The following is a 25740-nucleotide window of genomic DNA, read 5'->3' as shown; positions in this document are numbered from 1 at the left end:
GGCCAGGGAGGTCCGGGAGGGTCAGAGCTCGGGGCCCTCCCCGGGCTCCTCCTGGTACGAGTACCGCTGCTCACGCCACGGGTCGCCCACGTTGTGGTACCCGCGCTCCTCCCAGAACCCGCGCCGGTCCGCCGTCATGTACTCGACGCCGCGCACCCACTTCGGCCCTTTCCAGGCGTACAGGTGCGGCACCACGAGACGCAGCGGGAAGCCGTGCTCCGCGGTGAGCAGTTCGCCGTCCTTGTGGGTGGCGAAGATGGCCCGGTCGGAGGCGAAGTCGTCAAGCCGGAGGTTGGACGAGAATCCGTACTCGGCCCACACCATCACATGGGTGACGTCGGGGGCGGGCGGGGCGAGCTCCAGGATCGTGGCGGCGCGCACGCCGCCCCATTCGGCGCCGAGCATGCTGAACTTCGTGACGCAGTGCAGGTCACCGAGGACGGTCCCGTACGGCAGCGCCGAGAACTCCTCGTGGTTCCAGCAGTGCTTGTCACCGTCGGCGGTCGCGCCGAAGACCCTGAACTCCCAGCGCTCGGGCCGGAACTTGGGCACCGGGCCGTAGTGCGTGACGGGCCAGCCGCGCTGCAGCCGCTGCCCCGGTGGAAGCTCCGGCTGCACTGCTCCCTCAGACTCGCGACCCACCGGATGACCCATGCCTCCATCCTGACAGACCTGGAGCAGTGGACGTGACCACGGCCACCCCGCGCGGGCCCGCACGGGCGCTGATTAGGGCAACTCCTACTAAGGAGGCACTTACTGGACGCGATCTCGGCCCGATGCAAGGATGCGCGAAACCTGCCCAGTAACCGCTTGGAAGGAGCCTCTGCGATGCAGGGCGACCCCGAGGTCATCGAGTTTCTCAACGAGCAGCTGACTGCCGAGCTCACGGCGATCAACCAGTACTTCCTGCACGCGAAGATGCAGGACAACTTCGGCTGGACGAAGCTCGCGAAGTACACGCGCTCCGAGTCGTTCGACGAGATGAAGCACGCGGAGGTGCTGACCGACCGGATCCTGTTCCTGGACGGACTGCCGAACTACCAGCGGCTCTTCCATGTACGGGTGGGCCAGACGGTCACCGAGATGTTCCAGGCGGACCGGCAGATCGAGGTCGAGGCGATCGACCGTCTGAAGCGGGGCATCGAGGTGATGCGCGGCAAGGGCGACATCACGTCCGCGAACATCTTCGAGTCGATCCTCGAGGACGAGGAGCACCACATCGACTATCTGGACACGCAGCTCGAGCTGGTGGAGAAGCTCGGGGAGTCGCTCTACATCGCGCAGCTCATCGAGCAGCCGGAGAGCTAGGCGACCTTCGGAAGTACCGTTTGCGGCAGCTCCGCCGACGCCGGTTCCGGCGCGAGGGCCGCGACCGTCTCACCCTGCTCGACCAGTTCCCTGCGCGGGCACGCGCCCCGGCCGAGCAGCGCCTGGATGCGGCGCACGCACGAACCGCAGTCCGTGCCGGCCTTGCAGGCCGAGGCTATCTGGCGGGGGGTGCAGGCACCGTCCTCCGCGTGCTTCTTGACCTGCGCCTCAGTGACACCGAAGCAGTTGCAGACGAACACGCGGGTCACCTCCCCGGCAAGCGTGAATCGGGATCGATAAGTGGCGCCGTCCCGATTGATCGGTGAGGCTAACCTAACCTTACCCGCCGGGTCGGTTGCACAAAAGTGCCGTGGGGCGCGGATCTCTGTGATCCGCGCCCCACGGCGCTACCTACAGTCGACCGGGCTCACTGGTCGCGGTACATCTCCGCCACCAGGAACGCCAGGTCAAGGGACTGGCTGCGGTTCAGGCGCGGGTCGCAGGCCGTCTCGTAGCGCTGGTGCAGATCGTCGACGAAGATCTCGTCGCCGCCGCCCACGCACTCGGTGACGTCGTCACCGGTGAGCTCCACGTGGATGCCGCCCGGGTGCGTGCCGAGCGCCTTGTGGACCTCGAAGAAGCCCTTGACCTCGTCCAGCACGTCGTCGAAGCGGCGCGTCTTGTGGCCGGAGGCCGCCTCGTACGTGTTGCCGTGCATCGGGTCGGTGATCCAGGCGACCTGCGCGCCGGACGCCGTGACCTTCTCCACCAGCTCGGGCAGCTTGTCGCGGACCTTGTCGGCGCCCATGCGGACGATGAAAGTCAGGCGGCCCGGCTCGCGGTCGGGGTCGAGGCGCTCGATGTACTGCAGCGCGTCCTCGGCCGTCGTCGTCGGGCCGAGCTTGATCCCGATCGGATTGTGGATCTTCGAGGCGAACTCGATGTGCGCGTGGTCGAGCTGACGCGTGCGCTCACCGATCCACACCATGTGGCCCGAGACGTCGTACAGATGGTTCGTACGCGAGTCCACCCGGGTGAGCGCCGACTCGTAGTCGAGGAGCAGCGCCTCGTGGGAGGCGTAGAACTCGACCGTCTGGAACTCGGCCGGGTCGGTGCCGCAGGCGCGCATGAAGTTCAGCGCGTTGTCGATCTCGCGGGCGAGCTTCTCGTAGCGCTGGCCGGACGGGGACGACTTCACGAAGTCCTGGTTCCAGGCGTGCACCTGGCGCAGGTCCGCGTAGCCGCCCGTGGTGAAGGCGCGCACGAGGTTCAGCGTCGAAGCGGACGCGTGGTACATCTGCTTCAGCCGCTGCGGGTCCGGGACGCGGGCCTCCTCGGTGAACTCGAAGCCGTTCACGGAGTCGCCGCGGTACGTCGGCAGGGTCACGCCGTCGCGGGTCTCGGTGCCCTTGGAGCGCGGCTTCGAGTACTGGCCGGCGATCCGGCCGACCTTCACCACCGGCACCGAGGCGGCGTACGTCAGCACGGCGCCCATCTGGAGCAGGGTCTTCAGCTTGTTCCGGATGTGATCTGCGGAGACGGCGTCGAAGGCCTCGGCGCAGTCGCCGCCCTGGAGCAGGAACGCCTCTCCCTTGGCGACGGCGGCCAAGCGGTTGCGCAGCTGATCGCACTCGCCTGCGAAGACGAGCGGCGGATACGACTCGAGGTCCGCGATCACATCGCGCAGAGCCTCGGCATCGGGGTACTCGGGCTGCTGCGCCGCGGGCAGGTTTCGCCAGGTGTTGCCAGCGCTCGCGCTGGTCTTAGCGTTCACGGTCACCTCGTAAACATTACGGGGTCGTGTCGCCGGTCCATTCCCCCGCTCATCTTTTGAGACGGACGCAATACATCCGAGCCGGACCGCGCGGGCATCGGGTACGGTGACGCCCATGTTCGCGCAACTTCTGCACCGCACCTGGTGGTGGACCGCACATCCGGCGGCCCACTGACTGCGCGTATCCGAAACCGCGAAGGCCGCCCGAGGGGCGGCCTTCAGTGTTTTCCGACACCGACACCGGCTGTTCCTCCCGAAACGACTCCCGAAGTCGACGACTCCCGAAGTCACTGGAAGGAACACTCCCCATGCTGGACACCCTGCTCGCCGACGACCGCCCCTTCGCCCTGCTGCGACGACGCACGCCCGGCCGTGCACACGACACGGTCGAGGTCCTGATCGGCGGCGTCGCCGACTACGAACGCCTCGCGGACATCCCCGAGGGGCTCGCCCTCGTCCCGTTCCGGCAGATCAGGGAACGCGGCTTCGACGTCCGCGACGACGGCACCCCGCTCACGGTCCTCGTCCCCGAGGAGTCGTACGAGATCCCGCTCGCGGACGCCCTCGACCAGCTGCCCACGCACTCCGTGGACGTCCGCGACGGCGGCTTCGACGTCGACGACGACACGTACGCGGGCATCGTCGGCCGGGTTCTGCGCGAGGAGATCGGGCAGGGCGAGGGCGCCAACTTCGTGATCCGCAGGACGTACGAGGGTGAGATCGCGGGATTCGGGCGGCGCGACGCCCTCGCGCTCTTCCGGCGGCTCCTTGACGGGGAGCGGGGCGCGTACTGGACGTTTGTCGTGCACACGGGGGCGCGGACGCTGGTGGGGGCGAGTCCCGAGGTGCATGTGCGGATGTCGGGCGGCACCGTCGTCATGAACCCGATCAGCGGCACGTACCGCTACCCGGCCGCCGGGCCGACGCCGGACGATCTGCTCGACTTCCTCGCCGACGGCAAGGAGATCGAGGAGCTGTCGATGGTCGTCGACGAGGAGCTCAAGATGATGTGCACCGTCGGCGACATGGGCGGCGTCGTCGTCGGCCCGCGCCTGAAGGAGATGGCGCACCTCGCGCACACCGAGTACGAGCTGCGCGGCAAGTCGACGCTCGACGTGCGCGACGTCCTCAAGGAGACGATGTTCGCGGCCACCGTCACCGGATCGCCCGTGCAGAACGCCTGCCGGGTCATCGAGCGGCACGAGGTCGGCGGGCGCGGCTACTACGCGGGCGCGCTCGCGCTCGTCGGCCGGGACGCGGGAGGGGCGCAGACGCTCGACTCGCCCATTCTGATCCGCACCGCCGACATCGACGCCGCCGGTCGGCTGCGCGTCCCGGTCGGCGCGACCCTCGTGCGCGGCTCGGACCCGGCGAGCGAGGTCCAGGAGACGCACGCGAAGGCGGCGGGTGTCCTTGCGGCGCTCGGCGTACGTCCCGCCCGCCCGCGCGAGGAGAACGCGCGGCCCGCGCTCGCCGACGACCCGCGGGTGCGGGCGGCGCTCGACGGGCGGCGTTCGGCGCTCGCGCCGTTCTGGCTGCGGATGCAGGAGCGCACGGGCGAGCTGTCGGGGCACGCGCTCGTCGTCGACGGCGAGGACACGTTCACCGCGATGCTGGCGCACGTGCTGCGCTCGACGGGGCTCGACGTGACGGTGCGGCGCTACGACGAGGAGGGGCTGCGGGAGGCGGTGCTCGCGCACGAGGGCCCGGTCGTCCTCGGCCCCGGCCCCGGCAACCCGTCCGACCTGACCGACCCGAAGATGCGCTTCCTGCGCTCGCTGACCGCCGACGTGATCCGCACGCACCGGCACGGCGTGCTCGGCGTCTGCCTGGGTCACGAGCTGATCGCGGCGGAGCTGGGCCTGGAGATCGTACGCAAGGAGGTGCCGTACCAGGGCGCGCAGACCGACGTCGAGGTGTTCGGGCGGACCGAGAAGGTCGGGTTCTACAACAGCTTCGTGGCGTCCTGCGACGACGCGGCGGCGGCCGAGCTGGCGGCGCACGACGTGGAGGTCAGCAGGGACCGGGCGACGGGCGAGGTGCACGCGCTGCGCGGGCCACGCCGTGCCGGAGGCGCGCAGTCAAACGCTTTCGCGGGCGTGCAGTTCCACCCGGAGTCGGTGCTGTCGCTGCGCGGGGCCGGGATCGTACGCGAGCTCCTCGCTCAGCTGGTGGCTTCGGCGGGGACCAGCACGTTCTCGGAGCGGCGGCCCGCCTGATAGTCGAGGACGTTGCGCACCGTGGTGTCGATGATCTGTCCGACGGCGTCCACGGTGTAGTACGCCTGGTGGGACGTGACCAGGACGTTCGGGAACGTGACGAGGCGGGCCAGGGTGTCGTCCTCGACGACGTCGAGCGACTTGTCGAGGAAGAACAGGCCCGCCTCGGCCTCGTACACGTCGAGGCCGACGCCGGTGAAGCGGCCCTCGCGCAGTTCGGCGACGAGGGCCTTGGTGTCGATGAGGCCGCCGCGGCTGGAGTTGATCAGGATCGCGTCGTCCTTCATCGCCTTCAGGGCCGCGGCGTCGACGATGTGCTCGGTGCTGGGCAGCAGCGGTACGTGCAGGCTGATGACGTCGGCCTCGGCGAACAGCTGCTCCTTGTCGACGTACTTCATGCCGAGGGCGACGCAGTTCGGGTTCTCGGCGACGTCCCAGCCGAGCAGGTTCATGCCGAAGCCGTGCGCGATCCGGGTGAAGGCCTCGCCGATCTTGCCGGTGCCGAGCACGCCGACGGTGCGGCCCCGCATGTCGCGGCCCATAAGACCGTCGAGCCGGAAGTCGAAGTCGCGGGTGCGGTTGCTGGCGCGGACGATGCGGCGGCCCACGGCCATCGCGAGGGTCCAGGCGAACTCGGCGACCGAGTACGGCGAGTAGTACGACACGCGGGACACGGTCAGGCCGAGCCGCTCGGCGACCTCCAGGTCGATGTTGTTGAAGCCCGTGGAGCGCTGGGCGATCAGCTGCGTGCCGCCGGCCGCGAGGGTCTGGAGCACGCGGTGGTTGAGCGTCGCGTTGACGCTGGTGGAGATGATCTCGTAGCCGGCGGCGATCGGGGCGGTGTCCTCGTTGAGGAAGACGTCCAGGCAGCGGACGTCGTGGTGCCCCTCGAAGGCCTTCTCGATAAGGGGCTTTTCATCGGATTGCACACCAAAAGCGAGAATCTCCATGAAGGTGAGCGTAGACGTCAGCCGAAGAAGACGCCCACTTCTTCGTAGAGGGCCGGGTCCACCGTCTTCAGGCGGGCCGTCGCGTCCGCGATCGGGACGCGCACGATGTCCGTGCCGCGCAGCGCCACCATCTTCCCGAAGTCCCCGTCCCGCACCGCCTCGATCGCGTGCAGCCCGAACCGCGTCGCCAGCCACCGGTCGAACGCCGACGGGGTGCCGCCCCGCTGGACGTGCCCGAGGACCGTGGTCCGCGCCTCCTTGCCCGTACGCTTCTCGATCTGTTTCGCCAGCCACTCCCCCACGCCGGACAGCCGCACGTGCCCGAAGGAGTCGAGGGACTCGTCCTTCAGCACCATGTCGCCGTCGCGCGGCATCGCGCCCTCGGCGACGACCACGATCGGGGCGTACGAGGCGCGGAAGCGGGAGGTGACCCAGGCGCAGACCTGGTCGACGTCGAAGCGCTGCTCGGGGATGAGGATGACGTTGGCCCCGCCGGCCAGGCCCGAGTGCAGCGCGATCCAGCCCGCGTGCCGGCCCATGACCTCGACGACGAGGACCCGCATATGGGACTCGGCGGTGGTGTGGAGGCGGTCGATGGCCTCGGTGGCGATGCCGACGGCGGTGTTGAAGCCGAAGGTGTAGTCCGTGCCGGAGAGGTCGTTGTCGATGGTCTTCGGTACGCCGACGGCCTTGATGCCGTACTCGTCGGCGAGCCGGGCCGCGACGCCGAGGGTGTCCTCGCCGCCGATCACGATGAGCGCGTCGACCTCCTGCTTGGCGAGGTTCTCCTTGACTCGGCGGATGCCGTTCTCCGCCTGGAGCGGGTTGGTGCGCGAGGAGCCGAGCACGGTGCCGCCGCGGGGCAGGATGCCGCGCACGGAGGGGATGTCGAGCGGGACCGTGTCGTTCTCCAGGGGCCCGCGCCAGCCGTCGCGGAACCCGACGAAGTCGTAGTCGTACTCCTGCACGCCCTTGCGCACGATGCCCCGGATGACGGCGTTCAGTCCGGGGCAGTCACCGCCTCCGGTCAGCACTCCGACCCTCATGGCGTAACTCCCTTGTCACGGCGAGTGGTTGGAGGCCACTCTCCCGCGCGGGGTCAGTCGTCGTCCAGACCTCGCTCGATCGCGTAGCGGACGAGCTCGACGCGGTTGTGGAGCTGCAATTTGCCGAGGGTGTTCTGCACGTGGTTCTGGACGGTGCGGTGCGAGATGACCAGGCGTTCGGCGATCTGCTTGTAGCTCAGGCCCTTGGCGACGAGGCGCAGCACCTCGGTCTCCCGGTCGGTGAGCTGCGGCGCCGCGCCCGACTCTCCGACGTCGCCGACGGGGGCCGGATCGGAGGCCAGGCGCCGGTACTCGCCGAGGACCAGGCCCGCGAGGCCGGGCGTGAACACGGGGTCGCCGACGGCGGTGCGCCCCACCGCGTCGATCAACTCGTCGGTGGAGGCGGACTTGAGGAGATATCCGGTGGCGCCCGACTTCACCGCTTCCAGTACGTCGGCGTGCTCGCCGCTCGCGGACAGGACGAGGACCCGCAGCCGTGGATCGGCGCCGACGAGTTCCTTGCAGACCTGGACGCCGGGCTTGGCCGGCAGGTTCAGGTCGAGGACGAGCACGTCGGGGCCCGCGGCCTGCGCGCGGCGCACCGCCTGGTCGCCGTCGCCCGCCGTGGCGACGACGTCGAATCCGGCCGCGTCGAGGTCGCGGGCGACGGCGTCGCGCCACATCGGGTGGTCGTCGACCACCATGACCTTGATCGATCCGTTCTCGTTCCCGGCGTTGTTCCCGGTCTCGTTCCCGGTCTCGTTGCCGGTCTCGTTCGGTGCGCTCATCTCTCCAGTCCTGCCCTTCCCCCGTGGCCCTCCCGGGCCCACCAACTACTTCTTCGGTACGCGCAGTTCGACCTCGGTGCCCTGGCCGGGGACCGAGAGCAGCTCGGCGGTTCCGCCGATGTCGCGCAGCCGCCCCCGGATCGACAGGGCGACGCCGAGCCGCCCCTCGCCCTCGGCCTGCGCGAGGCGGCCCTCCGGGATACCGGGTCCGTCGTCCCGCACCGTCACGATCACGGCGTCCGGCTCGTCCTCGACGAGGATCCACGCGTTCGCCTCCGCGCCCGCGTGCCGACGCACATTGTCCAGGGCGGCGCTGACGGCGGCGGCCAGTTCGCGGGCGGCGGCGGGCGCCATCGGGACCGGGGCGCCCGGCTCCGAGAAAGTGGTGTGCGCACCGGCGTGCCCGGCCAGCAGGGGGCGCAGATCGAGCGGCCCCGCGCCGTCGGCATCGGCCGCGTCGACCGCCGCGCGGGCCACGGCCACGGAGTCGGTCACGGACACGGACTCGGTCACGGTCCGCACGCGGGCGTCGCCGTCCCCGGGCTCCTCCGCGGACCGGCGCGAGGCCGGCACCAGGCCGCCCGCCACCAGCGTGCGCAGCGCCACCTCCTGCTCGCCCGCCATCCGGCCGAGCTCCGCCGCCTCGCCGCCGAGCGCGGTGCCGCGCCGCTGCACCATCGCGAGGACCTGGAGCACGCTGTCGTGGATGTCGCGGGCCAGCCGCTCCCGCTCGCGCGTCGCCGCCTCGATCTCCAGGGCGCGGGCGAGGGTGCGCTCGGAGGCGCGGGCCACCTCGACGACGTAGCCGATCGCTATGGAGGCGATGCAGACGAGCAGCACGCTGTGGATGAGGCCGCGGGTGATGTCGCCGCGCTGGACCACATTGGCGAGGCCGATGAGCAGCGACGCCCCGGCCGCCCACCGCCAGCCGCCCTTGAGCGCCCAGGCGAGGACCGCGCCCGCCGTCCAGATCGACGGCAGCGTGGAGCCCCCGGTGACGGCCCGCTCGTGCCCGGCGACCGGCGAGAGCAGGATGCCGGCGACGGCGATCGTCAGGTCGGCGGTGAGGAACCGCTTGGTGCAGCGCCTGGCGCCCGACACCTGCGGCAGCGTCGCCAGCGTCCACACGGCGAGGACCGCGAAGTAGGCGATGCCGACCCACGGGCGCTCGTACACCTCGTACGAGGAGGCGAAGAGGCCGATCGCGTAGACGGCGGTCAGCAGGCGGTAGCCGGTGAGGGCACGCCACAGCGGCTGCTCGACCGACATCCGTACGACCCGCTCGCGCCCCACCGTGTTCCCCATGTCCCCTGTCCCCCGCCCTCGGCAACTACTGGGCACTTCTGGGAACGACGCGGCTACGAGCCGCCCCGTTCCTTCTCCAAGGCCTTCTCCGCGGCCTTCTTCGCCGCTTCCTTCTCCGCCTTCTCGGCCTTCGCCGCCTTCTCCGCCTCGGCGAGCTGCCGCTTCGCGGCGGTCGCGTACATGTCGACGTACTCCTGGCCGGAAAGCTTCATGATCTCGTACATCACCTCGTCGGTGACAGCCCTCAGGACGAAACGGTCCCCCTCCATGCCGTGATAGCGGCTGAAGTCGAGGGGCTTGCCGATCCGGATGCCCGGGCGCATCAGCTTGGGCATCACCTTGCCCGGCGGCTGGATCTTCTCCGTGTCGATCATGGCGACGGGGATCACGGGGGCGCCGGTGGACAGCGCCACGCGCGCGAGGCCGCCCGGCTTGCCCCTGTAGAGGCGGCCGTCGGGAGAGCGCGTCCCCTCCGGGTAGATGCCGAACAGCTCGCCGCGCTCCAGGACCTCGATGCCGCTCTTGATGGCGGCCTCGCCCGCGCCGCGCGAACCGGAGCGGTCCACGGGCAGCTGGCCGACGCCCTTGAAGAACGCGGCCGTCAACTTGCCCTTGACCCCGGGGGTGGTGAAGTACTCGGCCTTCGCGATGAAGGTGACCTTGCGGTCGAGCATCGTGGGCAGGAAGAACGAGTCGGAGAACGAGAGGTGGTTGCTGGCGAGGATCGCGGGCCCCTCCGCGGGAATGTTCTCGAGGCCCTCCACCCACGGCCGGAAGCCGAGCTTCAGCGGCCCTCCGATGGCCACCTTCATTGCGCCGTAGATCAACCCTCTGCCTTCCCTAGTGCCCGGACCTCGTACGCCTCGTATCCGGACCAGTCCGAGGATCCGACCTTAACCCGCGGGGGCGCCCGGGGGCCCGACGACCCTGGTCGGTGTCAGTCCGGTCGCGTACCGTGATGCTCACGTCCTTAAGCCCCCCGCAAGCCCCCGCCGCTTCTGATGAACAGGAGACCGAAGGTGCCGGTCCTTCCTGGAGCCGAGCCGTACCGCCATGACGGCGGCGAGGTCGGTGTCCTCCTCTGTCACGGATTCACCGGATCGCCCCAGTCGCTGCGGCCCTGGGCCGAGTACCTGGCCGAGCACGGCCTGACCGTCTCGCTCCCCCTGCTGCCCGGCCACGGCACCCGCTGGGAGGACCTGGCCGTCACTTCCTGGCAGGACTGGTACGCGGAGGTGGACCGCGCCCTGCGCGAGCTCACGGAGCGCTGCTCCACGGTCTTCGTGTGCGGCCTGTCGATGGGCGGCGCGCTCGCCCTGCGCCTCGCGGCCAGGCACGGGGACGAGATCGCGGGCCTCGTCCTGGTGAACCCCGGCAACAAGGTGCACGACCTGGCGGCGCACACGCTCCCCGTCACCCGGCACCTCGTGCGTTCGGTGAAGGGCATCGCCAGCGACATCGCCAAGGAGGGCGTGGCGGAGCTCGGCTACGAGCGGATGCCGCTGCACGCGGTGTACCAGCTGCGCCGCTTCTTCCAGCTCGTGGACCGCGAACTGCCGCAGGTGACACAGCCGTTGGTGGTGCTGCACAGCGTGCACGACCATGTGGTGCCGCCCGTCGACTCGGCCCGCGTGCTCGGCCGCGTCTCGTCCACGGACGTCACGGAGATCCTGCTGGAACAGAGCTACCACGTGGCGACGTTGGACCATGACGCGGACCGGATCTTCGAGGAGTCGTACGCGTTCTTCGACCGGCTCGCACCCAACGTCGGCAAGATCCCCAGCGAGGGCGCGGAAGGGACGGCCAGTGACTGAGCAGGAGCGGGGCGGATCCGAGCGGCCGGAGAGCTCGGATCCGCATGCCCAGGACGAGACCGAGGAGACCACGCAGCCGCCCGAGGGGCACGCGCGCGACCCCTTCCTGCCGACCGACGAGGACGCGGCGTGGGCCGCGATCGTCGCCGGCTACGGGGACGAGCCCCCGGACCCGCCGGGCACCAAGCCGTTCAAGTCGGTGGAGGACCTGGCCCTGCTCGAACCGGAGACGAACGACGAGCCGAAGCGGCCGCAGGACCCGGACCAGGGCACTTCCCTGAAGAAGGACGACCCGAAGAAGGACGACCCAGAGAAGGACGACCCGGAGCAGGCCACCGGCCGCCCCGGCCGCCCCCTCGGCTCCTCGATCTCCTTCGCCCCCGGCGTCGCCGCCACCCCTGGCCCGCGCGACCACACCCCGGCCGAACCCTCGGACGACGACTTCGACGCCGGCGACGAGGGCCACTTCGTCCCGCCCGAGCCGCCCCCGCTGCCGGAGGGCGACGTCACCTCCAAGTTCGCCTGGCTCGCGGTCGTCGGCGGCCCGGTCCTGCTGCTCCTCGCGGTGCTGCTCGGCTGGGACATGACGTGGTGGCTGGCGACGCTCTGCATCGGCGGCTTCCTCGGCGGCTTCGGCACGCTGGTCGCCCGGATGTCCCCGGGCGACGACGACGGGGACGACGACCCGGGGCGCGGCGCGGTGGTCTGACGCCACGCGTCACACGGCGGGCACCCGCAGGGCGGCCAGGACCGGCAGGTGGTCCGTGGCCGCCCTCAGTTCGTCCCGGTCGAGGAAGTCCGGCACCCCGCACCCCAGCACCTCGACGCCCTTCGTGGCGAGGATCGCGTCGATACGTTGATGGGGATCGGTCGGGGTCGAGGTGTACTCGCCGCCCCAGGGCCGGGTCGCCCACGCGTCGTTGAGGGCGGCGGCGAGGCGCCGGAAGGTGCGACCGCCTGGGCGTTCGTTGAGGTCGCCGCCGACCACCGCGTGCTCGACGCCCATGGCCTCGACCCGGTCGAGCAGCATCCCGCCCTGCGCGTACCGCTCGTCCTTCTGCAGGCTCAGATGGCAGCTCACCACGCCGAGGCGCGCGCCCCCGAACCGTACGACGGCGGTCGCGAACCCGCGCCGGTGCAGCCCGGGAGTGAGCGGCAGCAGCACGTCCTCGGTCCGCTCGACGGTGGCTCGCAGCGAGCACAGCAGCGCGGGCCCGGCTGCCGTCCCGCCCCCGGAGAGGATCACCAGGTCGGCGGCGCGGGCGAGCCGGGCAAGCTGCTTGCGCCAGCGGAAGAACCGGGGCGCCTCCTGGATCAGTACGAGGTCCGGGGCGCAGGCCTTCATCACGCGGGCGAGGGCGACGGGGCTGTCGCGCATCGAGCGGATGTTGTAGCTGAGGACGCGGATGACGGCCGAACCGTCCGATTCCGTAAGGGAGTTGGGAAGTTCGGTGGGTTCTGCGGGGAGCGAGCCGGAGTCCATGAAGATCAAGATACGCCGGTGCCCGCCGCCCCCGAGGGGAACGACGGGCACCGGACGCGTAGCTACGTCACATGACGGACGTACGTCACATGACGGATGTACGTCACATGACGGGGTCGGGCTCGCGCGCGAGGTCGGCGGCGCCGACCATGCCCGCCTTGTTGCCCAGCTGGGCCGCGATCACGTCCGCGACCGGCCGCCAGTTGCCGCCGACCAGCCACCGCTTGTACGACTTGCGGATGGGGTCGAGGACCAGCTCGCCCTCGTCCGAGAGGCCGCCGCCGACGATGAACGCCGACGGGTCGAACAGCGAGGCCAGGTCGGCGAGGCCCGCGCCGGCCCAGCGGGCCAGCTCGCGGTACGAGTCGACGGCCACCAGGTCGCCCTCGCGGGCGGCCGTGGAGATGTGCTTGCCCTCGATGCCCTCGGGGGTGCCGTCGCCGAGCGAGAGCAGGTACTCCGCGTTCTCCGGGGTGGCGTTCGCCCGCTGCTTCGCGTAGCGGACGAGCGCGCGCCCGGAGGCGTACTGCTCCCAGCAGCCCTGCGAGCCGCAGCCGCACAGCAGGCCGTCCGGCACCATGCGGATGTGGCCGAACTCGGCGGCCACGCCGAAGTGGCCGCGGCGCAGCTTGTTGCCGATGATGACGCCGCCGCCGAGGCCGGTGCCCAGCGTGATGCAGATGACGTTGCGGTGGCCCTTGCCCGCGCCGAACTTGTACTCGCCCCAGGCGGCCGCGTTCGCGTCGTTCTCGACGACGACGGGCAGCTTGACGCGCGCCTCGACCTTCTCCTTCAGCGGTTCCTGGCGCCAGTCGATGTTCGGCGCGAAGTACACGGTGGAGCGCTGGCGGTTGACGTAACCGGCGGCACCGATGCCCACGCCGACGATCTCGTGCCCGGCCCGGGCACCTTCAACGGCAGAGGCGATCGCTTCCACGATGCCCTCGGCCGTGGAAGGCGTCGGCACCTTGAACGTGGAGAGGATGTTGCCTTCCTCGTCGACCACGCCGGCCGCGATCTTCGTGCCGCCGATATCGACGCCGATGGTGAGTCCCATGAATCCCTCAGTTCGGTCGAGCCCCGCTACGGCCCACCCTAACCGAGCAGGGCTCAGTCCAAGTCGATGTGCTCCCCGCCGGGGCCCTCGTCCTTGGGCTTGGGGGCGGGGGGCTCGGGCTCCTGGGAGCGCTGGGTCCAGCGGCGCTCCTGGCCCTCGACCGCGGAGCGGTACGCGGCGAGCAGTTCGCCGCCCGCGGCGGCCAGGTGGTCGAACACGTCCGAGTTCCGGTCGATGACCGGCTCGACGACGGAACGCACCTGCCGTACGGCCTGCTTGGCGACCTGCTCGGCGGTGCCCTGGGCGACCGAGCCGAGGAACGGGGCCTGCACGGAGGAGAGCTTGTCGGTGACGGCGTCGACGAGCTTCTTCAGCTCTTCGGCGGCGGATCCCGGCGGGGGCCCGTACGCGGCCCTGCGGCGGGCCCGCTCCGCGTCGAGATCCTCGGCGCACGCCTTCTCCCAGGCGTCTGCGTCGACCTGGTGGGCGGGCTGCTCGGTGGCGTCGCTCATGACGGCTGACTCCTGCGGAGAGCTGGACCGGTTACTCGTTCGGCTTACTCATTCGACGTTACCCGAACGGGTGCCCGCGCTTCATCGGGTCTGCGGCCACAGATCGGGGTCGGGCGCGAAGCGGACGCGGAGTTCGCCGTCGGCGAGGCCCGCGCCCGCGACGGTGCAGCGGCGGGGCGCGGAGGGCAGCGGGACGATGCGGCGGAACGTTCCCGCGCCGACGACCAGTTCGTCTCCGCGCCGCACCAGGCTCAGCTCCTCCCGTACGGCGCCGGGCAGCGGTATCCGCCACACCAGGACGCCGTCCTCACCCAGCCGGTCCTCCACCGGCCAGGGCGTACGGGGTCCGGGCACGGTCGCGGGCAGCGGGACGTCGAGGTCGCCTGCGCCCGGGTCGCGGCCGAGGTGGGGCAGGGCGTGCGCGCCCGGCCACTCGGCGAGGACCTTGCGCTGGCGGGCGGCGGCGTCGGCGAGCCACGGGTCGGTGGAGCCGTCCGGGAGCAGCCGGTTGGCGACGACCGACTCGACGTCGAGGCCGTACAGGGCGAGGCCGGTACGGGTGGCGCGCAGCTCCTCGACGGCGGCCTTCGTGGGCTCCGCGACGAGGCGTACGCGGGTGCTGTCGGCGTCGATCACGGCCTGCGCGGCGGCGAGTTCGGCGTCCCAGCGGGCGGCGGACTCGTACAGCCACTGCGCGGGCATCGGCACCCCGGCGAGCTTGCCGAGTACGGGGCGCAGGGCGCGCGCGGCCTGGCGCTCCGCGGGGAGCAGGCGGCGCAGATAGCGGCGCAGCTGCTCGGGGAGGGCGAGGGTGGCGATGGCGCGGGGCGCGGGCGGCAGGTCGACGACGACCAGCTCGTACGGGCCTTCCGCGCTGTCGCGCAGGGCGCGCAGCAGGGCGAGGTCCTCGCTGCCCGGCAGCGGGGTGAGCTCGTCCGCGTCGAGGTGGGAGGCGCCGAGGAGTTCGAGGCCGGGGGCGGCGCGCTCCTGGAGGGCGAGGAGGTCGCGCCGGAAGTCCTCGGCCGGGGCGAGCCGGGTGACGTCGACGCCCTCGGGCCCGCCCACGGGGTCCGCGGTGATCAGCCGGGTGCGCAGGCCCTGGCGGGCGGCCTTGTGGGCGGTGGCGGCGGCGACGGTGGTGCGGCCGGCGCCGCCGGGGCCGGTGACGAGGAGGGTGCGCATGAGGTGTGAGGTTACCCGTGGCCGACGTCACGGGGCTCTGCCCCGGACCCCGCTGCGGGGTCGCCGCAGGGGCTCCAATTACCTCTAGTTACCCGACTCGACGCGCTTCTTCAGGCCCGCCAGTGCCCGGTCGATGATGACCTTCTCGGCCTTGCGCTTGATCATGCCGAGCATGGGGATCTTGACGTCGACCGTGAGGGAGTACGTGACCTCGGTCCCGGAGCCCGCGGGCTTCAGGACGTACGAGCCGTCGAGGGAGCGCAGCATCTGGGACTTGACGAGGGTCCAGGAGACCTCGTTCGCACCGGCCCACGTGTACTTCAGGGTCTGGTCGTCCTTGATCGCGCCGGCGTCCATGACGAGGCGGACCTGTTCGGCCCTGCCGGACTCGTCCGAGGCGATGACCTCCGCCTCCTTCACCTCACCCGTCCAGTCCGGGTAGCGGGCGAAGTCGGCGATCACCCCCATCACATCGGCAGGGGCCGCCTCGATCGTGATGCTCGAGCTGGTGTGTTCCGCCATCGCCGTGGCTCCTCCAGATACCGGTCAGGGGCGCGCCGTGCCTGCCTACGCGTGTGTCGCGTGCAGGCTATCGCGCGCGTGCGGGCTCGCCGTCACCACTCCAGCGCCCAGGGCCTGCCCGAGCCCGCGAAGTGGCCGACGTTCACACACTCCGTGGACCCGATCCGCATCCGCCGTGCGAGCGGCTGGTGGACGTGACCGAAGAGCGAGTAGCGGGGCTTCGTGCGGCGGATCGCGTCGAGCAGGGCCCGGCTGCCGCGCTCGAAGCGGCGCGCCACGGTGTCGTAGACGAGGTCGGGGACCTCCGGCGGGATGTGTGTGCACAGCACGTCGACCTCGCCCACGGCCTCGATCTTCGCGGCGTACTCCTCGTCGTCGATCTCGTACGGCGTGCGCATCGGCGTACGCAGTCCGCCGCCGACGAAGCCGAAGACCCAGCCGCCGATCTCGACGCGCTCGCCGTCGAGCACGGTCGTGCCGGAGGCGGCGTACTCGGGCCAGAGCCTCGGCATGTCGACATTGCCGTAGGTCGCGTACGTCGGTGTGGGGAAGGCCGCGAACAGCTCCGCGTACTGTTTGCGCACCGCTTTTTCGATGGCGGGCACCCGGTCGATGCCGGCCCACAGCTCCGCTCCGAAGGCGCGGGCCTCCTCGAAGCGGCGGGCGGTGCGCAGCTCGACGATGCGGCTGGCGTTCTCGGCCCCGAACAGATCGGGGAAGATGCCGCGCGCGTGATTCGCGTAATCAAGGAACAACACCAGGTCACCAAGGCAGACGACGGCGTCGGCGCCGTCTCCGGCTCGTGCGAGGTCGGTGGAGTTTCCGTGCACATCGCTGACCACATGTACGCGCATGGAGATCACCCTAGGACGATGGGTCCTGCAATGGGTAGAGGCCGCCGGACCTGCGGTTACTTCCGAGTCAGGACGCTTCTGGACTAGGGTGCGCGAAGAGTCGCGGCGACGTGTGACGCAGCGTACATCTGGTCCGGCCCCCCTATCGAAGAAGCAGTACCGATGGGTAACGTCCGGGCAGTCCAGTCGTGTTCAGTTCAAGCAATGGGTTACTCGACGTACTACGCGGTATGCGTCGTACGCGACGCAACTCATTGAGCACTGTGCACCTGCCCGATCTTGGACCGCGCCGACGCATCACATACGAGTCGTGGCGTCGGCGCCCTACGAGGAGCAGCAGTCTTGCGCGAGTTCAGCCTTCCCGCTTTGTACGAGGTCCCCGCGGACGGCAATCTGACCGACATCGTTCGCAGAAACGCCGCGCAGCACCCGGACGTCGCCGTGATCGGCCGCAAGGTCGACGGCGTGTGGACGGACATCACGGCCGTCCAGTTCCTCGCCGAGGTGCGGGCCGCCGCCAAGGGCCTGATCGCCTCCGGCGTGCAGCCAGGCGACCGCGTCGGGCTCATGTCGCGCACGCGCTACGAGTGGACGCTGCTCGACTTCGCGATCTGGAGCGCGGGCGCGATCACCGTGCCCGTCTACGAGACCAGCTCGCCGGAGCAGATCCAGTGGATCCTCGGCGACTCGGGCGCGGTCTCCATCGTCGTCGAGTCGGACGCGCACGCCGCGGCCGTCGCCTCCGTGCGCGACCGGCTGCCGGAGCTGCGGGACGTCTGGCAGATCGAGGGCGGGGGCCTGGAGGCGCTGCGGCGCGCCGGTGCCGAGCTCTCCGACGGGATGGTCGACGACCGCAGCGCCATCGCGAAGGCCGACGACCCCGCGACCATCGTCTACACCTCGGGCACCACCGGCCGCCCCAAGGGCTGCGTCCTCACGCACCGCAGCTTCTTCGCGGAGTGCGGCAACATCGTGGCCCGCCTCGGCCCCCTGTTCCGCACCGGCGACTGCTCGGTCCTGCTGTTCCTGCCGGTGGCGCACGTCTTCGGCCGGCTGGTCGAGGTCGCGTCGCTGATGGCCCCGATCAAGCTGGGCCACGCCCCCGACATCAAGACGCTCACCGATGAACTGGCCGCCTTCAGGCCTACGTTGATCCTGGGCGTGCCGCGCGTCTTCGAGAAGGTCTACAACTCGGCGCGGGCCAAGGCGCAGGCCGACGGCAAGGGCAAGATCTTCGACAAGGCCGCGGACACGGCGATCGAGTACAGCCGCGCGCTCGACACCCCGAGCGGTCCTTCGCTGGCCCTGAGGCTCAAGTACAAGACCTTCGACAAGCTCGTCTACGGGAAGCTGCGCGCGGTCCTCGGCGGGCGCGGCGAGTTCGCGATCTCGGGCGGCGCGCCGCTGGGCGAGCGGCTCGGCCACTTCTTCCGCGGCATCGGCTTCACGGTCCTGGAGGGCTACGGCCTGACCGAGTCCTGCGCCGCCACCGCCTTCAACCCGTGGGACCGCCAGAAGATCGGCACGGTGGGCCAGCCGCTGCCGGGGTCCGTGGTCCGGATCGCCGACGACGGCGAGGTCCTTCTGCACGGCGAGCACCTCTTCACCGGCTACTGGAACAACCAGGGCGCGACCGAGGAGGCGCTGGCCGACGGCTGGTTCCACACCGGTGACATCGGCACGCTCGACGAGGACGGCTACCTCCGCATCACCGGCCGCAAGAAGGAGATCATCGTCACGGCGGGCGGCAAGAACGTCGCCCCCGCGGTGATCGAGGACCGGATCCGGGCGCATGCGCTGATCGCGGAGTGCATGGTGGTCGGCGACGGGCGGCCGTTCGTCGGCGCGCTGGTCACGGTCGACGAGGAGTTCCTCGGCAAGTGGGCCGCGGACCACGGCAAGCCGGCGGGCGCCACGGTGGCCTCGCTGCGCGACGACGCGGATCTGCTGGCCACGGTGCAGGCGGCGATCGACGACGGCAACGCCGCGGTGTCCAAGGCGGAGTCGGTCCGCAAGTTCCGCATCCTCGGGGCTCAGTTCACGGAGGAGTCGGGGCATCTGACGCCGTCGCTGAAGCTGAAGCGGAATGTGGTCGCGAAGGACTACGCGGACGAGATCGAGGCGCTTTACCGCGGGTAGCGGGGGCCGTCGCCGGGGCGTGGGGCGACACGTTGCGGCGGATGCACTCCCACGCCACGGGGCTCCGCCCCGGACCCCGCGCCTCAATCGCCGGCGGGGCTCGAATGCGCCAGGGGCGTCGGCACGACGGGGTACCGGCTCCCCCTTGGGGCATCCGCTGCCCAGCACGGCACCTCACCCCAGGCTCCACGGAGCGGGCACCGTTCACGGCGGATCACCGACCGCGGGGAGACCGACGCCCCCGGGGAGGGAGCGGGTGGGTGGGAGAGGGGCGGGGAGCGGCGCAGCCGGAGGTGGGCCGGTGCCGCGCGACAGGAACTACCGGCCCCAACCCCGGCACAGGCCCAACCCCCGGCCCCGGACCCGTCACAGACGCCACCCCCGGCCCCGGATCCGCCACAGACGCCACCCCCGGCCCCCGGTACGAACGCCTACGTCGATCCCGGCGCCCGCCCCGCGCAAACGTCGGCCCCAACCCCGGCGCCCGCTACAAAAGCCCCCGCAACCGATCCGCCAGCAAATCCCACCGCCACTTCTCCTCGACCCACTCCCGCCCCCGCTCCCCCATCCGGCGCCGCAACTCCGGGTCCTGGAGCAGCGCGACCACCCGCTCCGCCGTCTCCGACTCGGAGCCGCCGCGGACGACCCAGCCCGTCTCGCCGTCGAGGACCGCGTCCGGCGCGCCGCCGGAGTCGCCCGAGACCACCGGCAACCCCGTCGCCGACGCCTCCAGGTAGACGATGCCGAGGCCCTCTACGTCGAGCCCGCCCCGCCGCGTACGGCACGGCATCGCGAAGACGTCGCCCGCGCCGTAGTGCGCGGGCAACTCCTCCCACGGGACGGACCCGGTGAAGCGGACCGAGTCCGCGACGCCCGTCTCCACCGCCAGCTTGCGCAGGTCCTTCTCGTACGGCCCGCCCCCGACGATCAACAGCACCGCGTCCGGCACCGCCGCCAGAATCTTCGGCATGGCGAGGATGAGCGTGTCCTGCCCCTTGCGGGGCACGAGCCGCGAGACGCACACGACCACCGGCCGCTCGCTCAGCCCCAGCCGCGCCCGCACCACGTCCCCGCCCGAACCCGGGTGGAACGTCTTCTCGTCGACCCCCGGCGGGAGTTGCTCCATCCGCCCCGCCGCCGCGGGCGTCAGCGCCGCCGCGATGCGCGAGCGCGTGTACTCGCCGAGGTACGTGATCGTGTCCGTGCCCTCGCCGATCCGGCGCAACAGCTGCCGGGACGCGGGGAGTTGGGCCCAGCCCGCCTCGTGCCCGTGCGTCGTCGCGACGATGCGCCGCGCGCCCGCCCTGCGCAGCGCGGGCGCCATGAGGCCGAGCGGCGCGGCCGCCCCGAACCACACCGACGTACAGCCGTGCGCCCGCAGCAGCCCCGTCGCCCGCCGCGTGACGCGCGGCGTCGGCAGCAGCATCGTCGTGTTGTCACGGACGACCGTGAACGGCTGCTCGGCGTCGAAGGCCGCCGTCGCCTCGATGCCCTCGCGGCTGCGCTTCCACGTGGAGGCGTAGACGACGAGCCGCTCCGGGTCCAGGCGTAGCGCCATGTTGTGCAGGAACGCCTGGATTCCGCCGGGGCGCGGCGGGAAGTCGTTGGTCACGAGCAGGGTCTTCGGTGTCTGGCGCATCATCGCCGACAGTATCGAACCCGCCCGGCGGGAGCCCTCTCGCCGCGGGGCACGTGGCCAGGCCATGGACCGTACCGGCATCATGTGTCGAATGAAGACGCGAACCCCTGGGCGAACCCCCGCCGGGCTCCTGGTCGTCTGGGTACTGTCCCGGGCGCTGCTCCTGCTGTGCGTCTTCAAGGTGATCGTGGTCCCGGGCCCGGACGTCACCAGCGACGTCCACGTGATCTACCACGGCTGGTTCGACGTGCTGCGCACCGGAACGTTCCCGCTGAACGACGTGACGTGGCAGTACCCGCCGGCCGCCGCGATGGCGATCCTCTCCCCCGCGCTGCTGCCCTTCCTGGAGTACGCCGCCGCGTTCTTCCTGCTCGCGTTCCTCGCGGACGCCGTCGTTCTGCTGATGCTGCTCTACGTGTCCGAGCGGCAGGGCAAGTCGCGGCGCGGCACCTGGGTGTGGGTCGTCGGTCTGCCGCTGCTCGGGCAGACCGTCTACGCGCGCTACGACGTGATGGTGACGGCGGTCGCGATCGCGGCGCTGCTCGCGGCGGCCCGGCATCCGAAGGCGGCGGGCGTGTTCGCGGCGATCGGCGCGATGGTGAAGGTGTGGCCCGCGTTGCTGCTGCTGGGTACGCGGCGTGGCCGCGCGACCCGGGAGACGTGGGGTACGGCGCTGCTGACGGCGGGTGTGCTGCTGTTCGCCTTCACGGTGTCGATGCCGGGCGCGGCGGACTTCCTCACGTCCCAGAAGGACCGGGGCACGGAGGTCGAGTCCCTCGGCGCGCTCGTCTTCCATGTGGCGCGGCAGTTCGGCTGGAACGGTTCGGTGCAGTTCAACTACGGCTCGATGGAGTTCATCGGCCCGCACGTGGGCGTGGTCAGCACCCTCGCCCAGGTGCTGACGGTGCTCGCGTTCGGCTGGCTGCTGCTGTGGCGGTTCAAGGCGCGCGCCTGGCAGTCGGCGACGCTCGCCGACGCGGGCCTGACGGCGGTGCTGCTGTTCACGACGACGAGCCGGGTGATCAGCCCGCAGTACATGGTGTGGCTGGTGGGGGTCGCCGCCGTCTGCATGCTGTTCCGGGACAGCCGGATGGCGCTGCCGGTGTGTCTTGTGCTCGCGGCGACGTTCGTGACGTTCCTTGAGTTCCCGCTCTACTTCGGGAACGTGGTGTCCAGCGACCCGCTCGGCGTCACCCTCCTGTTCGTACGCAATGGCCTCCTGGTCGTGGCCTCGCTCAGCGCCTGCCGCCGCCTGTGGCGGGCCACGGTCACCGAGCCCCGGCTCGCCGAGCGCCGCGGCCCGGTGCCCGCGCAGCCCGCGCGCGACGACACGGTCCCGACCCCGTAGGTCCGCAGACCTGTAGACCTGTAGGCCTGTAGACCCGTAGGCCTGTAGCCCCGTGGGCCTCAGCCCAGTTCCGACCGTACGTACGCCCGCCAGCGCGCCACGAAGTCCCGCTCGTCGACGCCGAGGACCTGTTGCAGCGCCCCGTCGACGGCCCCGGCCCGCTGCCCCTTCGCGCCGACGGCCGCGTAGAAGGCGTTGAGCTTGGCCTCGCCCCACTGGTCGACGATCATCCGGCAGGCGAGCCAGCCGCCCTCGTACGCGCGGGCCAGCTCGGCGGAGTCGCCGGAGAAGCCGAAGTCCTTGTCTGCGGGGAGTTCGGCGGGGGCCGCCGACCGCAGGACCGCGCGGCGCAGTTCGGGCGCCGCCTGCTTCGGGGTGCGGTCGCTCTCGCGGTAGCCCGCCCAGTCCGCGTACCCCTCGGAGAGCCACAGCGGGGTCGCCGCCGATGTCGCGCGGCGCGTGGCGACGTGCGCCGTCTCGTGGGTGAGGACGACCTGCTTGCCGACCTCGCCGAGCACGCTGTACGCCTCGGGGTTGAGGATCACCCGGTCCGCGGGCGCCGTCTTCGGTCCGCCCGCCTCCCCTGTCGTGACGGCCGCGATGCCCTGGTAACCGGCGGCGGGCGCACCGAGCAGCCGGCCCATCTCGTCGAGGGACTCGGGCACCAGGACGACGATCCGGCGCGCCCAGCCGTCGCCCCAGGCGCGCCGCACCGAGGGCACGGCGTCGTCGGCGAGCTCGGCGTAGGAGCGCAGTTCGGAACGTTCCTTGCCGACGCCGAGCACGAGGCTGTGGGCGCCCCGCACGGCGGTCACCGGGCCCTGCTCCCACAGCTGCTCGCCCGCCTTCTTCGCGGGCCGGTCCCCGGTGACGTACCAGCCCTTGTCGCCGTGGCCCAGGCGCAGCGTCCGCTCGGCGACGACGGGCGCCTTGTCGTAGCCGTCGACGCGGTAGCGCAGTTCGGCGGTGGCGGTGGCGCGGGATCCGGTGCGGTCGAGATGGGTGAGCCGGTACTGCCAGGAGTCGAGGGGGACTTCGGCGAGGTCGTCGATGAGCTCGGGCTCGGCGCTGCCGGTGTCCCGGTAGGCGGGCCCGTCGCGGGTGACGACGGCCTGAGCCCTGCGGTCGAGGACCCGCTGCACGGCGGCCGCGTCCTGGCCGCGCGGCGCGTCGTCGGCGGCGCCGCAGCCGGAGAGCGCGGACACGCCGACGAGCAGGGCGCCCAGTGCCATCGCACTCCCCGCCCTGCCCACCGCACGCCGTCGACCAGCCATCATTGCCGATCGTACGGCGAACTCCCGCGGGCGGCGTCAGACCCGGGTCACGGATGAGACGGGCATCATGCCGACCGGGTCGTAGCGCACGGGGGCGCCCGGGTGCGGCGCGTGGATCACCTGGCCGTTGCCCGCGTAGATGCCGATGTGGTGGGCGTCGGAGCCGTACGCGACGAGGTCGCCCGGCTCGGCCTCGGACAGCGGGACCTGGCGGCCCGCGACCGCCTGCGCCTGCGAGGTGCGCGGCAGGCCGACGCCCGCCTGCCCGTACGACCACTGCATCAGGCCCGAGCAGTCGTAGCCGGAGGGCCCGGTGGCGCCCCAGACGTACGGCTTGCCGAGCGCCGACTTGGCGGCGGCGAGCGCGGCGGCGGCGCGGGCGGAGGACGCGGCGCCCGCGCCTGTCAGGTCGGGGCGGGTCTCGGCGCGCGAGGCCCGGTCGTAGGCGGCGCGGTCCGCGCTCGGCATCGAGTTGAGCAGCCGGCGCGCCTTGGCGAGCTTCTTCTCGACGCCGCGCTTGTGCCGCTCGACGGCCCGGCGGTTGGCGTCGAGTTCGGCGAGCTTGGCCCGCGCCTCGGCCCGCCGCTGGTCGAGGTCCCGCTGGGCGGCCCGCAGTTCGGCGAGTTCGCCCGCGTGCCGGGCGCTGATCCGGTCGAGGGCGCCTGCCTTGTCGAGGTAGCCGTCCGGGTCGGAGGAGAGCATCAGGGCGACCGAGGGGTCGACGCCGCCGGCCCGGTACTGGGCGCCGGCCAGCACGCCGAGCGCCTGCCGCATCGCGTTGATCCGCTGCTGGCCGCGGGCCACCTCGTCCTGGGTGTCGGCGAGTTGGCCGCGCAGCTCGTCGGCGCGCTCGTCGGCCCGGTTGTACGCCTCTGTGGCCTTCTCGGCCTGTTCGTAGAGGCGGTCCACCTCGGCCTTGGTGTCGGCCGGCCTGTCCTGCGGGGCGGCGCCCGCGGGGGCGGCGCCGAGGGCGGCAGCGGCGGATGCCGCGGCCACGGTCAGAACGGTCACGCGCGTACTCCGGTCGAGGCCGGAGCGCGCGGTACGGCGATGGGAACCCACGGGGAGCCGCTCTCCCTTCCGCTGACGGACCCCCGTGCTCGGGGGACCCCCCGTGATCGGGGGAATGCGCGCCGACAGTAGCCGGGCGACCACCCCCTGACCAACGAAGCCTCAGGGGGCACGCAGCGCGGCGCCCCGCCTCTGACGCAGGTCATGGGCGGGGCGCGGGGGTCAGCACGAGACCGTGGAATTCGCCCGAACGGGCGCGTTTCCAGGGCGCGTTGGGAGGTGGAACGCGGCGTGTCAGATGCGGCGGGCGGTCTGGTAAGGACCGACCGTGTCCATCGACTCGTAGCGCACACCGGCACCGGGGTGCGGGGCGTGCAGCACCTGGTTGTTGCCCGCGTACAGGCCCACGTGCGCGGTGTTGTTGAAGAAGACCAGGTCACCGGGCTTGAGCTGGCTCCGGGGCACCTCGGTGCCCTCGTTGATCTGCGTGTACGTCGTCCGGGTTATGGAGACACCGGCCTGGTTGTACGCCCACTGCGTGAGGCCCGAGCAGTCGTAGGAGTTGGGGCCCGAGCCGCCGGAGACGTAGGGCTTGCCTATCTGGGTGGCGGCGGCGCTCAGGGCGGCGCCGGCACGGCCCGACGCGGGCACGGCGTTGCCGAGGTCGACACGGCCCGCGGCGTCGCGGCTGGCGCGCTGCTCGGCGGCGGCCATCTTGGCGCGCTCCTGGGCGGTCAGCGTGTTGAGCAGCTTGCGCGCCTCGGCGAGCTTCTCCTGCGACTGTTCCTTCTTCTTGCCGAGTTCGGTGCGGGTCTCGGCGAGGTCCTTGAGCTTCTGGGAGGCCTCGGCGCGCTCCTGGGCGAGCGTGCGCTGCTTCTCCTGGACCTTCTTGAGCGACTCCAGCTGCTGGGCGCTGAGCGAGTCGAGCGTGGAGGCCTTGTCGAGGTAGCTGTCCGGGTCGGAGGAGAGGAACAGCTGGACCGAGGGGTCGATGCCGCCGCTGCGGTACTGCTGCCCGGCGAGCGAACCGAGGCCGGAGCGGAGCTCGTTGAGGTCCTCCTGGCCGCGGGCGACCTTGTCCTGGAGGTCGCCGATCTCCTTCTCGAGCTTCTTCTGCTTCTCCTTGGCCCCGTTGTAGTGGTCGGTCGCGACACCGGCCTCTTCGTAGAGCTTGTCGACCTTGGCCTTGACTTCGCTCTTACTGGGCTTGGGCGCGGCGTTGGCACCCTGAGAGGTGAGGGCCACGGCAGCGGCGGCGGTCGCGGTGAGCACGGTCACGCGCGTGCGGTTCGGCTGCTTGGGTCGACGGTGGGACGCCACGAAGGCGAGCTCCTTCTTCCTCCAGCCGCCTACCGATGCGCCGGTGGGCGGTGACCCTCCACCGTCACCCCTTTTAGGTGATCACCCGAGCGGAGGTTCGAGCCGACCCTAGTGACCTCTTCGTGATCAGTTCAAATCCCTCAGAGAAAAAACTCCGTCACTCGCTGCATTCTTTGCACTCAACTCACATGCAGT

At 71.3% G+C, this 25740-nt stretch carries 24 protein-coding genes; 6 read left to right on the top strand and 18 right to left on the bottom strand.

What is annotated here, in order from left to right:
* Positions 1–21 precede the first annotated feature (21 nt).
* Positions 22–654: a sulfite oxidase-like oxidoreductase gene (locus tag RBJ65_RS26175; protein WP_306321305.1), complete on the bottom strand. Its 633-nt coding sequence runs from the start codon at positions 652–654 to the stop codon at positions 22–24.
* Between the two features lie 174 nt (positions 655–828).
* On the opposite strand from RBJ65_RS26175, the gene bfr reads away from it, so the two are divergent.
* A complete protein-coding gene (gene bfr / locus RBJ65_RS26170) occupies positions 829–1308 on the top strand; it encodes a bacterioferritin (RefSeq protein WP_306321306.1) in 480 nt (159 codons plus the stop codon).
* Here the strand turns inward: bfr and RBJ65_RS26165 are convergent.
* Both RBJ65_RS26165 and RBJ65_RS26160 read right to left on the bottom strand, forming a co-directional pair.
* Positions 1305–1577, bottom strand: a complete 273-nt coding sequence (locus RBJ65_RS26165; RefSeq protein WP_306321307.1) for a bacterioferritin-associated ferredoxin — start codon at positions 1575–1577, stop codon at positions 1305–1307. The genes bfr and RBJ65_RS26165 overlap by 4 nt on opposite strands.
* A gap of 158 nt (positions 1578–1735) precedes the next feature.
* Positions 1736–3088: a class II 3-deoxy-7-phosphoheptulonate synthase gene (locus RBJ65_RS26160; RefSeq protein WP_306321308.1), complete on the bottom strand. Its 1353-nt coding sequence runs from the start codon at positions 3086–3088 to the stop codon at positions 1736–1738.
* A 302-nt stretch (positions 3089–3390) separates the two neighbouring features.
* Between RBJ65_RS26160 and RBJ65_RS26155 the strand changes: the two genes are divergently transcribed.
* Positions 3391–5301, top strand: a complete 1911-nt coding sequence (locus RBJ65_RS26155) for an anthranilate synthase family protein (RefSeq protein WP_306321309.1) — start codon at positions 3391–3393, stop codon at positions 5299–5301.
* On the opposite strand, the gene RBJ65_RS26150 is transcribed toward RBJ65_RS26155, so the two are convergent.
* From RBJ65_RS26150 to RBJ65_RS26130, 5 genes are all read right to left on the bottom strand, one after another.
* The gene (locus tag RBJ65_RS26150) at positions 5247–6251 is read right to left on the bottom strand and encodes a 2-hydroxyacid dehydrogenase (RefSeq protein WP_306321310.1); all 1005 of its coding nucleotides are present in this window, start codon (positions 6249–6251) and stop codon (positions 5247–5249) included. The two genes, RBJ65_RS26155 and RBJ65_RS26150, sit on opposite strands and share 55 nt — an antisense overlap.
* 17 nt (positions 6252–6268) lie before the next feature.
* On the bottom strand, positions 6269–7297 hold the full coding sequence (locus RBJ65_RS26145; RefSeq protein ID WP_306321311.1) for a 6-phosphofructokinase: 1029 nt from the start codon (positions 7295–7297) through the stop codon (positions 6269–6271).
* A gap of 53 nt (positions 7298–7350) precedes the next feature.
* Positions 7351–8001: a response regulator transcription factor gene (locus RBJ65_RS26140; protein WP_306321380.1), complete on the bottom strand. Its 651-nt coding sequence runs from the start codon at positions 7999–8001 to the stop codon at positions 7351–7353.
* A 129-nt stretch (positions 8002–8130) separates the two neighbouring features.
* The gene (gene macS / locus RBJ65_RS26135) at positions 8131–9390 is read right to left on the bottom strand and encodes a MacS family sensor histidine kinase (protein WP_306321312.1); all 1260 of its coding nucleotides are present in this window, start codon (positions 9388–9390) and stop codon (positions 8131–8133) included.
* Between the two features lie 53 nt (positions 9391–9443).
* A complete protein-coding gene (locus RBJ65_RS26130; RefSeq protein WP_306321381.1) occupies positions 9444–10214 on the bottom strand; it encodes a 1-acyl-sn-glycerol-3-phosphate acyltransferase in 771 nt (256 codons plus the stop codon).
* A 195-nt stretch (positions 10215–10409) separates the two neighbouring features.
* Here RBJ65_RS26130 and RBJ65_RS26125 point away from each other — a divergent pair, with 195 nt between their 5' ends.
* On the top strand, positions 10410–11204 hold the full coding sequence (locus tag RBJ65_RS26125; protein ID WP_306321313.1) for a carboxylesterase: 795 nt from the start codon (positions 10410–10412) through the stop codon (positions 11202–11204).
* On the top strand, positions 11197–11913 hold the full coding sequence (locus tag RBJ65_RS26120) for a hypothetical protein (RefSeq protein ID WP_372341369.1): 717 nt from the start codon (positions 11197–11199) through the stop codon (positions 11911–11913). Before RBJ65_RS26125 ends, RBJ65_RS26120 begins: the two co-directional genes overlap by 8 nt.
* 9 nt (positions 11914–11922) lie before the next feature.
* On the opposite strand, the gene RBJ65_RS26115 is transcribed toward RBJ65_RS26120, so the two are convergent.
* The 6 genes from RBJ65_RS26115 to RBJ65_RS26090 form a co-directional block, all read right to left on the bottom strand.
* A complete protein-coding gene (locus RBJ65_RS26115; protein WP_306321314.1) occupies positions 11923–12687 on the bottom strand; it encodes an endonuclease/exonuclease/phosphatase family protein in 765 nt (254 codons plus the stop codon).
* A gap of 103 nt (positions 12688–12790) precedes the next feature.
* Entirely contained in the window at positions 12791–13744 is a 954-nt protein-coding gene (locus tag RBJ65_RS26110) for an ROK family glucokinase (RefSeq protein ID WP_306321315.1), read from the bottom strand.
* Positions 13745–13797: 53 nt separating this feature from the next.
* On the bottom strand, positions 13798–14256 hold the full coding sequence (locus tag RBJ65_RS26105) for a DUF5304 domain-containing protein (RefSeq protein WP_306321316.1): 459 nt from the start codon (positions 14254–14256) through the stop codon (positions 13798–13800).
* Between the two features lie 81 nt (positions 14257–14337).
* Positions 14338–15438, bottom strand: a complete 1101-nt coding sequence (locus RBJ65_RS26100) for an ArsA family ATPase (RefSeq protein ID WP_306321317.1) — start codon at positions 15436–15438, stop codon at positions 14338–14340.
* An 84-nt stretch (positions 15439–15522) separates the two neighbouring features.
* Positions 15523–15960 carry an SRPBCC family protein gene (locus tag RBJ65_RS26095; RefSeq protein WP_306321318.1) on the bottom strand — a complete coding sequence of 146 codons (438 nt, stop codon included), beginning with the start codon at positions 15958–15960 and terminating at the stop codon, positions 15523–15525.
* A gap of 92 nt (positions 15961–16052) precedes the next feature.
* On the bottom strand, positions 16053–16814 hold the full coding sequence (locus RBJ65_RS26090) for a metallophosphoesterase (RefSeq protein WP_306321319.1): 762 nt from the start codon (positions 16812–16814) through the stop codon (positions 16053–16055).
* Between the two features lie 342 nt (positions 16815–17156).
* Between RBJ65_RS26090 and RBJ65_RS26085 the strand changes: the two genes are divergently transcribed.
* Complete coding sequence (locus RBJ65_RS26085) at positions 17157–18953, top strand: long-chain fatty acid--CoA ligase (RefSeq protein ID WP_306321320.1); 1797 nt, start codon at positions 17157–17159, stop codon at positions 18951–18953.
* A gap of 487 nt (positions 18954–19440) precedes the next feature.
* Here the strand turns inward: RBJ65_RS26085 and RBJ65_RS26080 are convergent, their stop codons facing one another.
* Entirely contained in the window at positions 19441–20592 is a 1152-nt protein-coding gene (locus tag RBJ65_RS26080; protein ID WP_306321383.1) for a glycosyltransferase family 4 protein, read from the bottom strand.
* Positions 20593–20683: 91 nt separating this feature from the next.
* On the opposite strand from RBJ65_RS26080, the gene RBJ65_RS26075 reads away from it, so the two are divergent.
* The gene (locus RBJ65_RS26075; protein ID WP_306321321.1) at positions 20684–21940 is read left to right on the top strand and encodes a glycosyltransferase family 87 protein; all 1257 of its coding nucleotides are present in this window, start codon (positions 20684–20686) and stop codon (positions 21938–21940) included.
* 59 nt (positions 21941–21999) lie between these two features.
* Here RBJ65_RS26075 and RBJ65_RS26070 read toward each other — a convergent pair whose 3' ends face one another.
* The 3 genes from RBJ65_RS26070 to RBJ65_RS26060 all read right to left on the bottom strand — a co-directional run bounded on the left by RBJ65_RS26070 (position 22000) and on the right by RBJ65_RS26060 (position 25545).
* Complete coding sequence (locus RBJ65_RS26070) at positions 22000–23172, bottom strand: hypothetical protein (protein ID WP_306321322.1); 1173 nt, start codon at positions 23170–23172, stop codon at positions 22000–22002.
* Positions 23173–23250: 78 nt separating this feature from the next.
* Positions 23251–24276, bottom strand: coding sequence for an NlpC/P60 family protein (locus RBJ65_RS26065; protein WP_306321323.1), 1026 nt, complete (start codon positions 24274–24276; stop codon positions 23251–23253).
* A gap of 243 nt (positions 24277–24519) precedes the next feature.
* Positions 24520–25545: an NlpC/P60 family protein gene (locus RBJ65_RS26060; RefSeq protein ID WP_306321324.1), complete on the bottom strand. Its 1026-nt coding sequence runs from the start codon at positions 25543–25545 to the stop codon at positions 24520–24522.
* Positions 25546–25740 lie beyond the last annotated feature (195 nt).

Origin of the sequence: Streptomyces sp. KL109B (assembly GCF_030766935.1) — a bacterium.
Classification (GTDB): Bacteria; Actinomycetota; Actinomycetes; order Streptomycetales; family Streptomycetaceae; genus Streptomyces.
The sequence above is the reverse complement of the archived record's forward strand: the minus strand, read 5'-3'. Positions and strand labels throughout refer to the sequence as shown.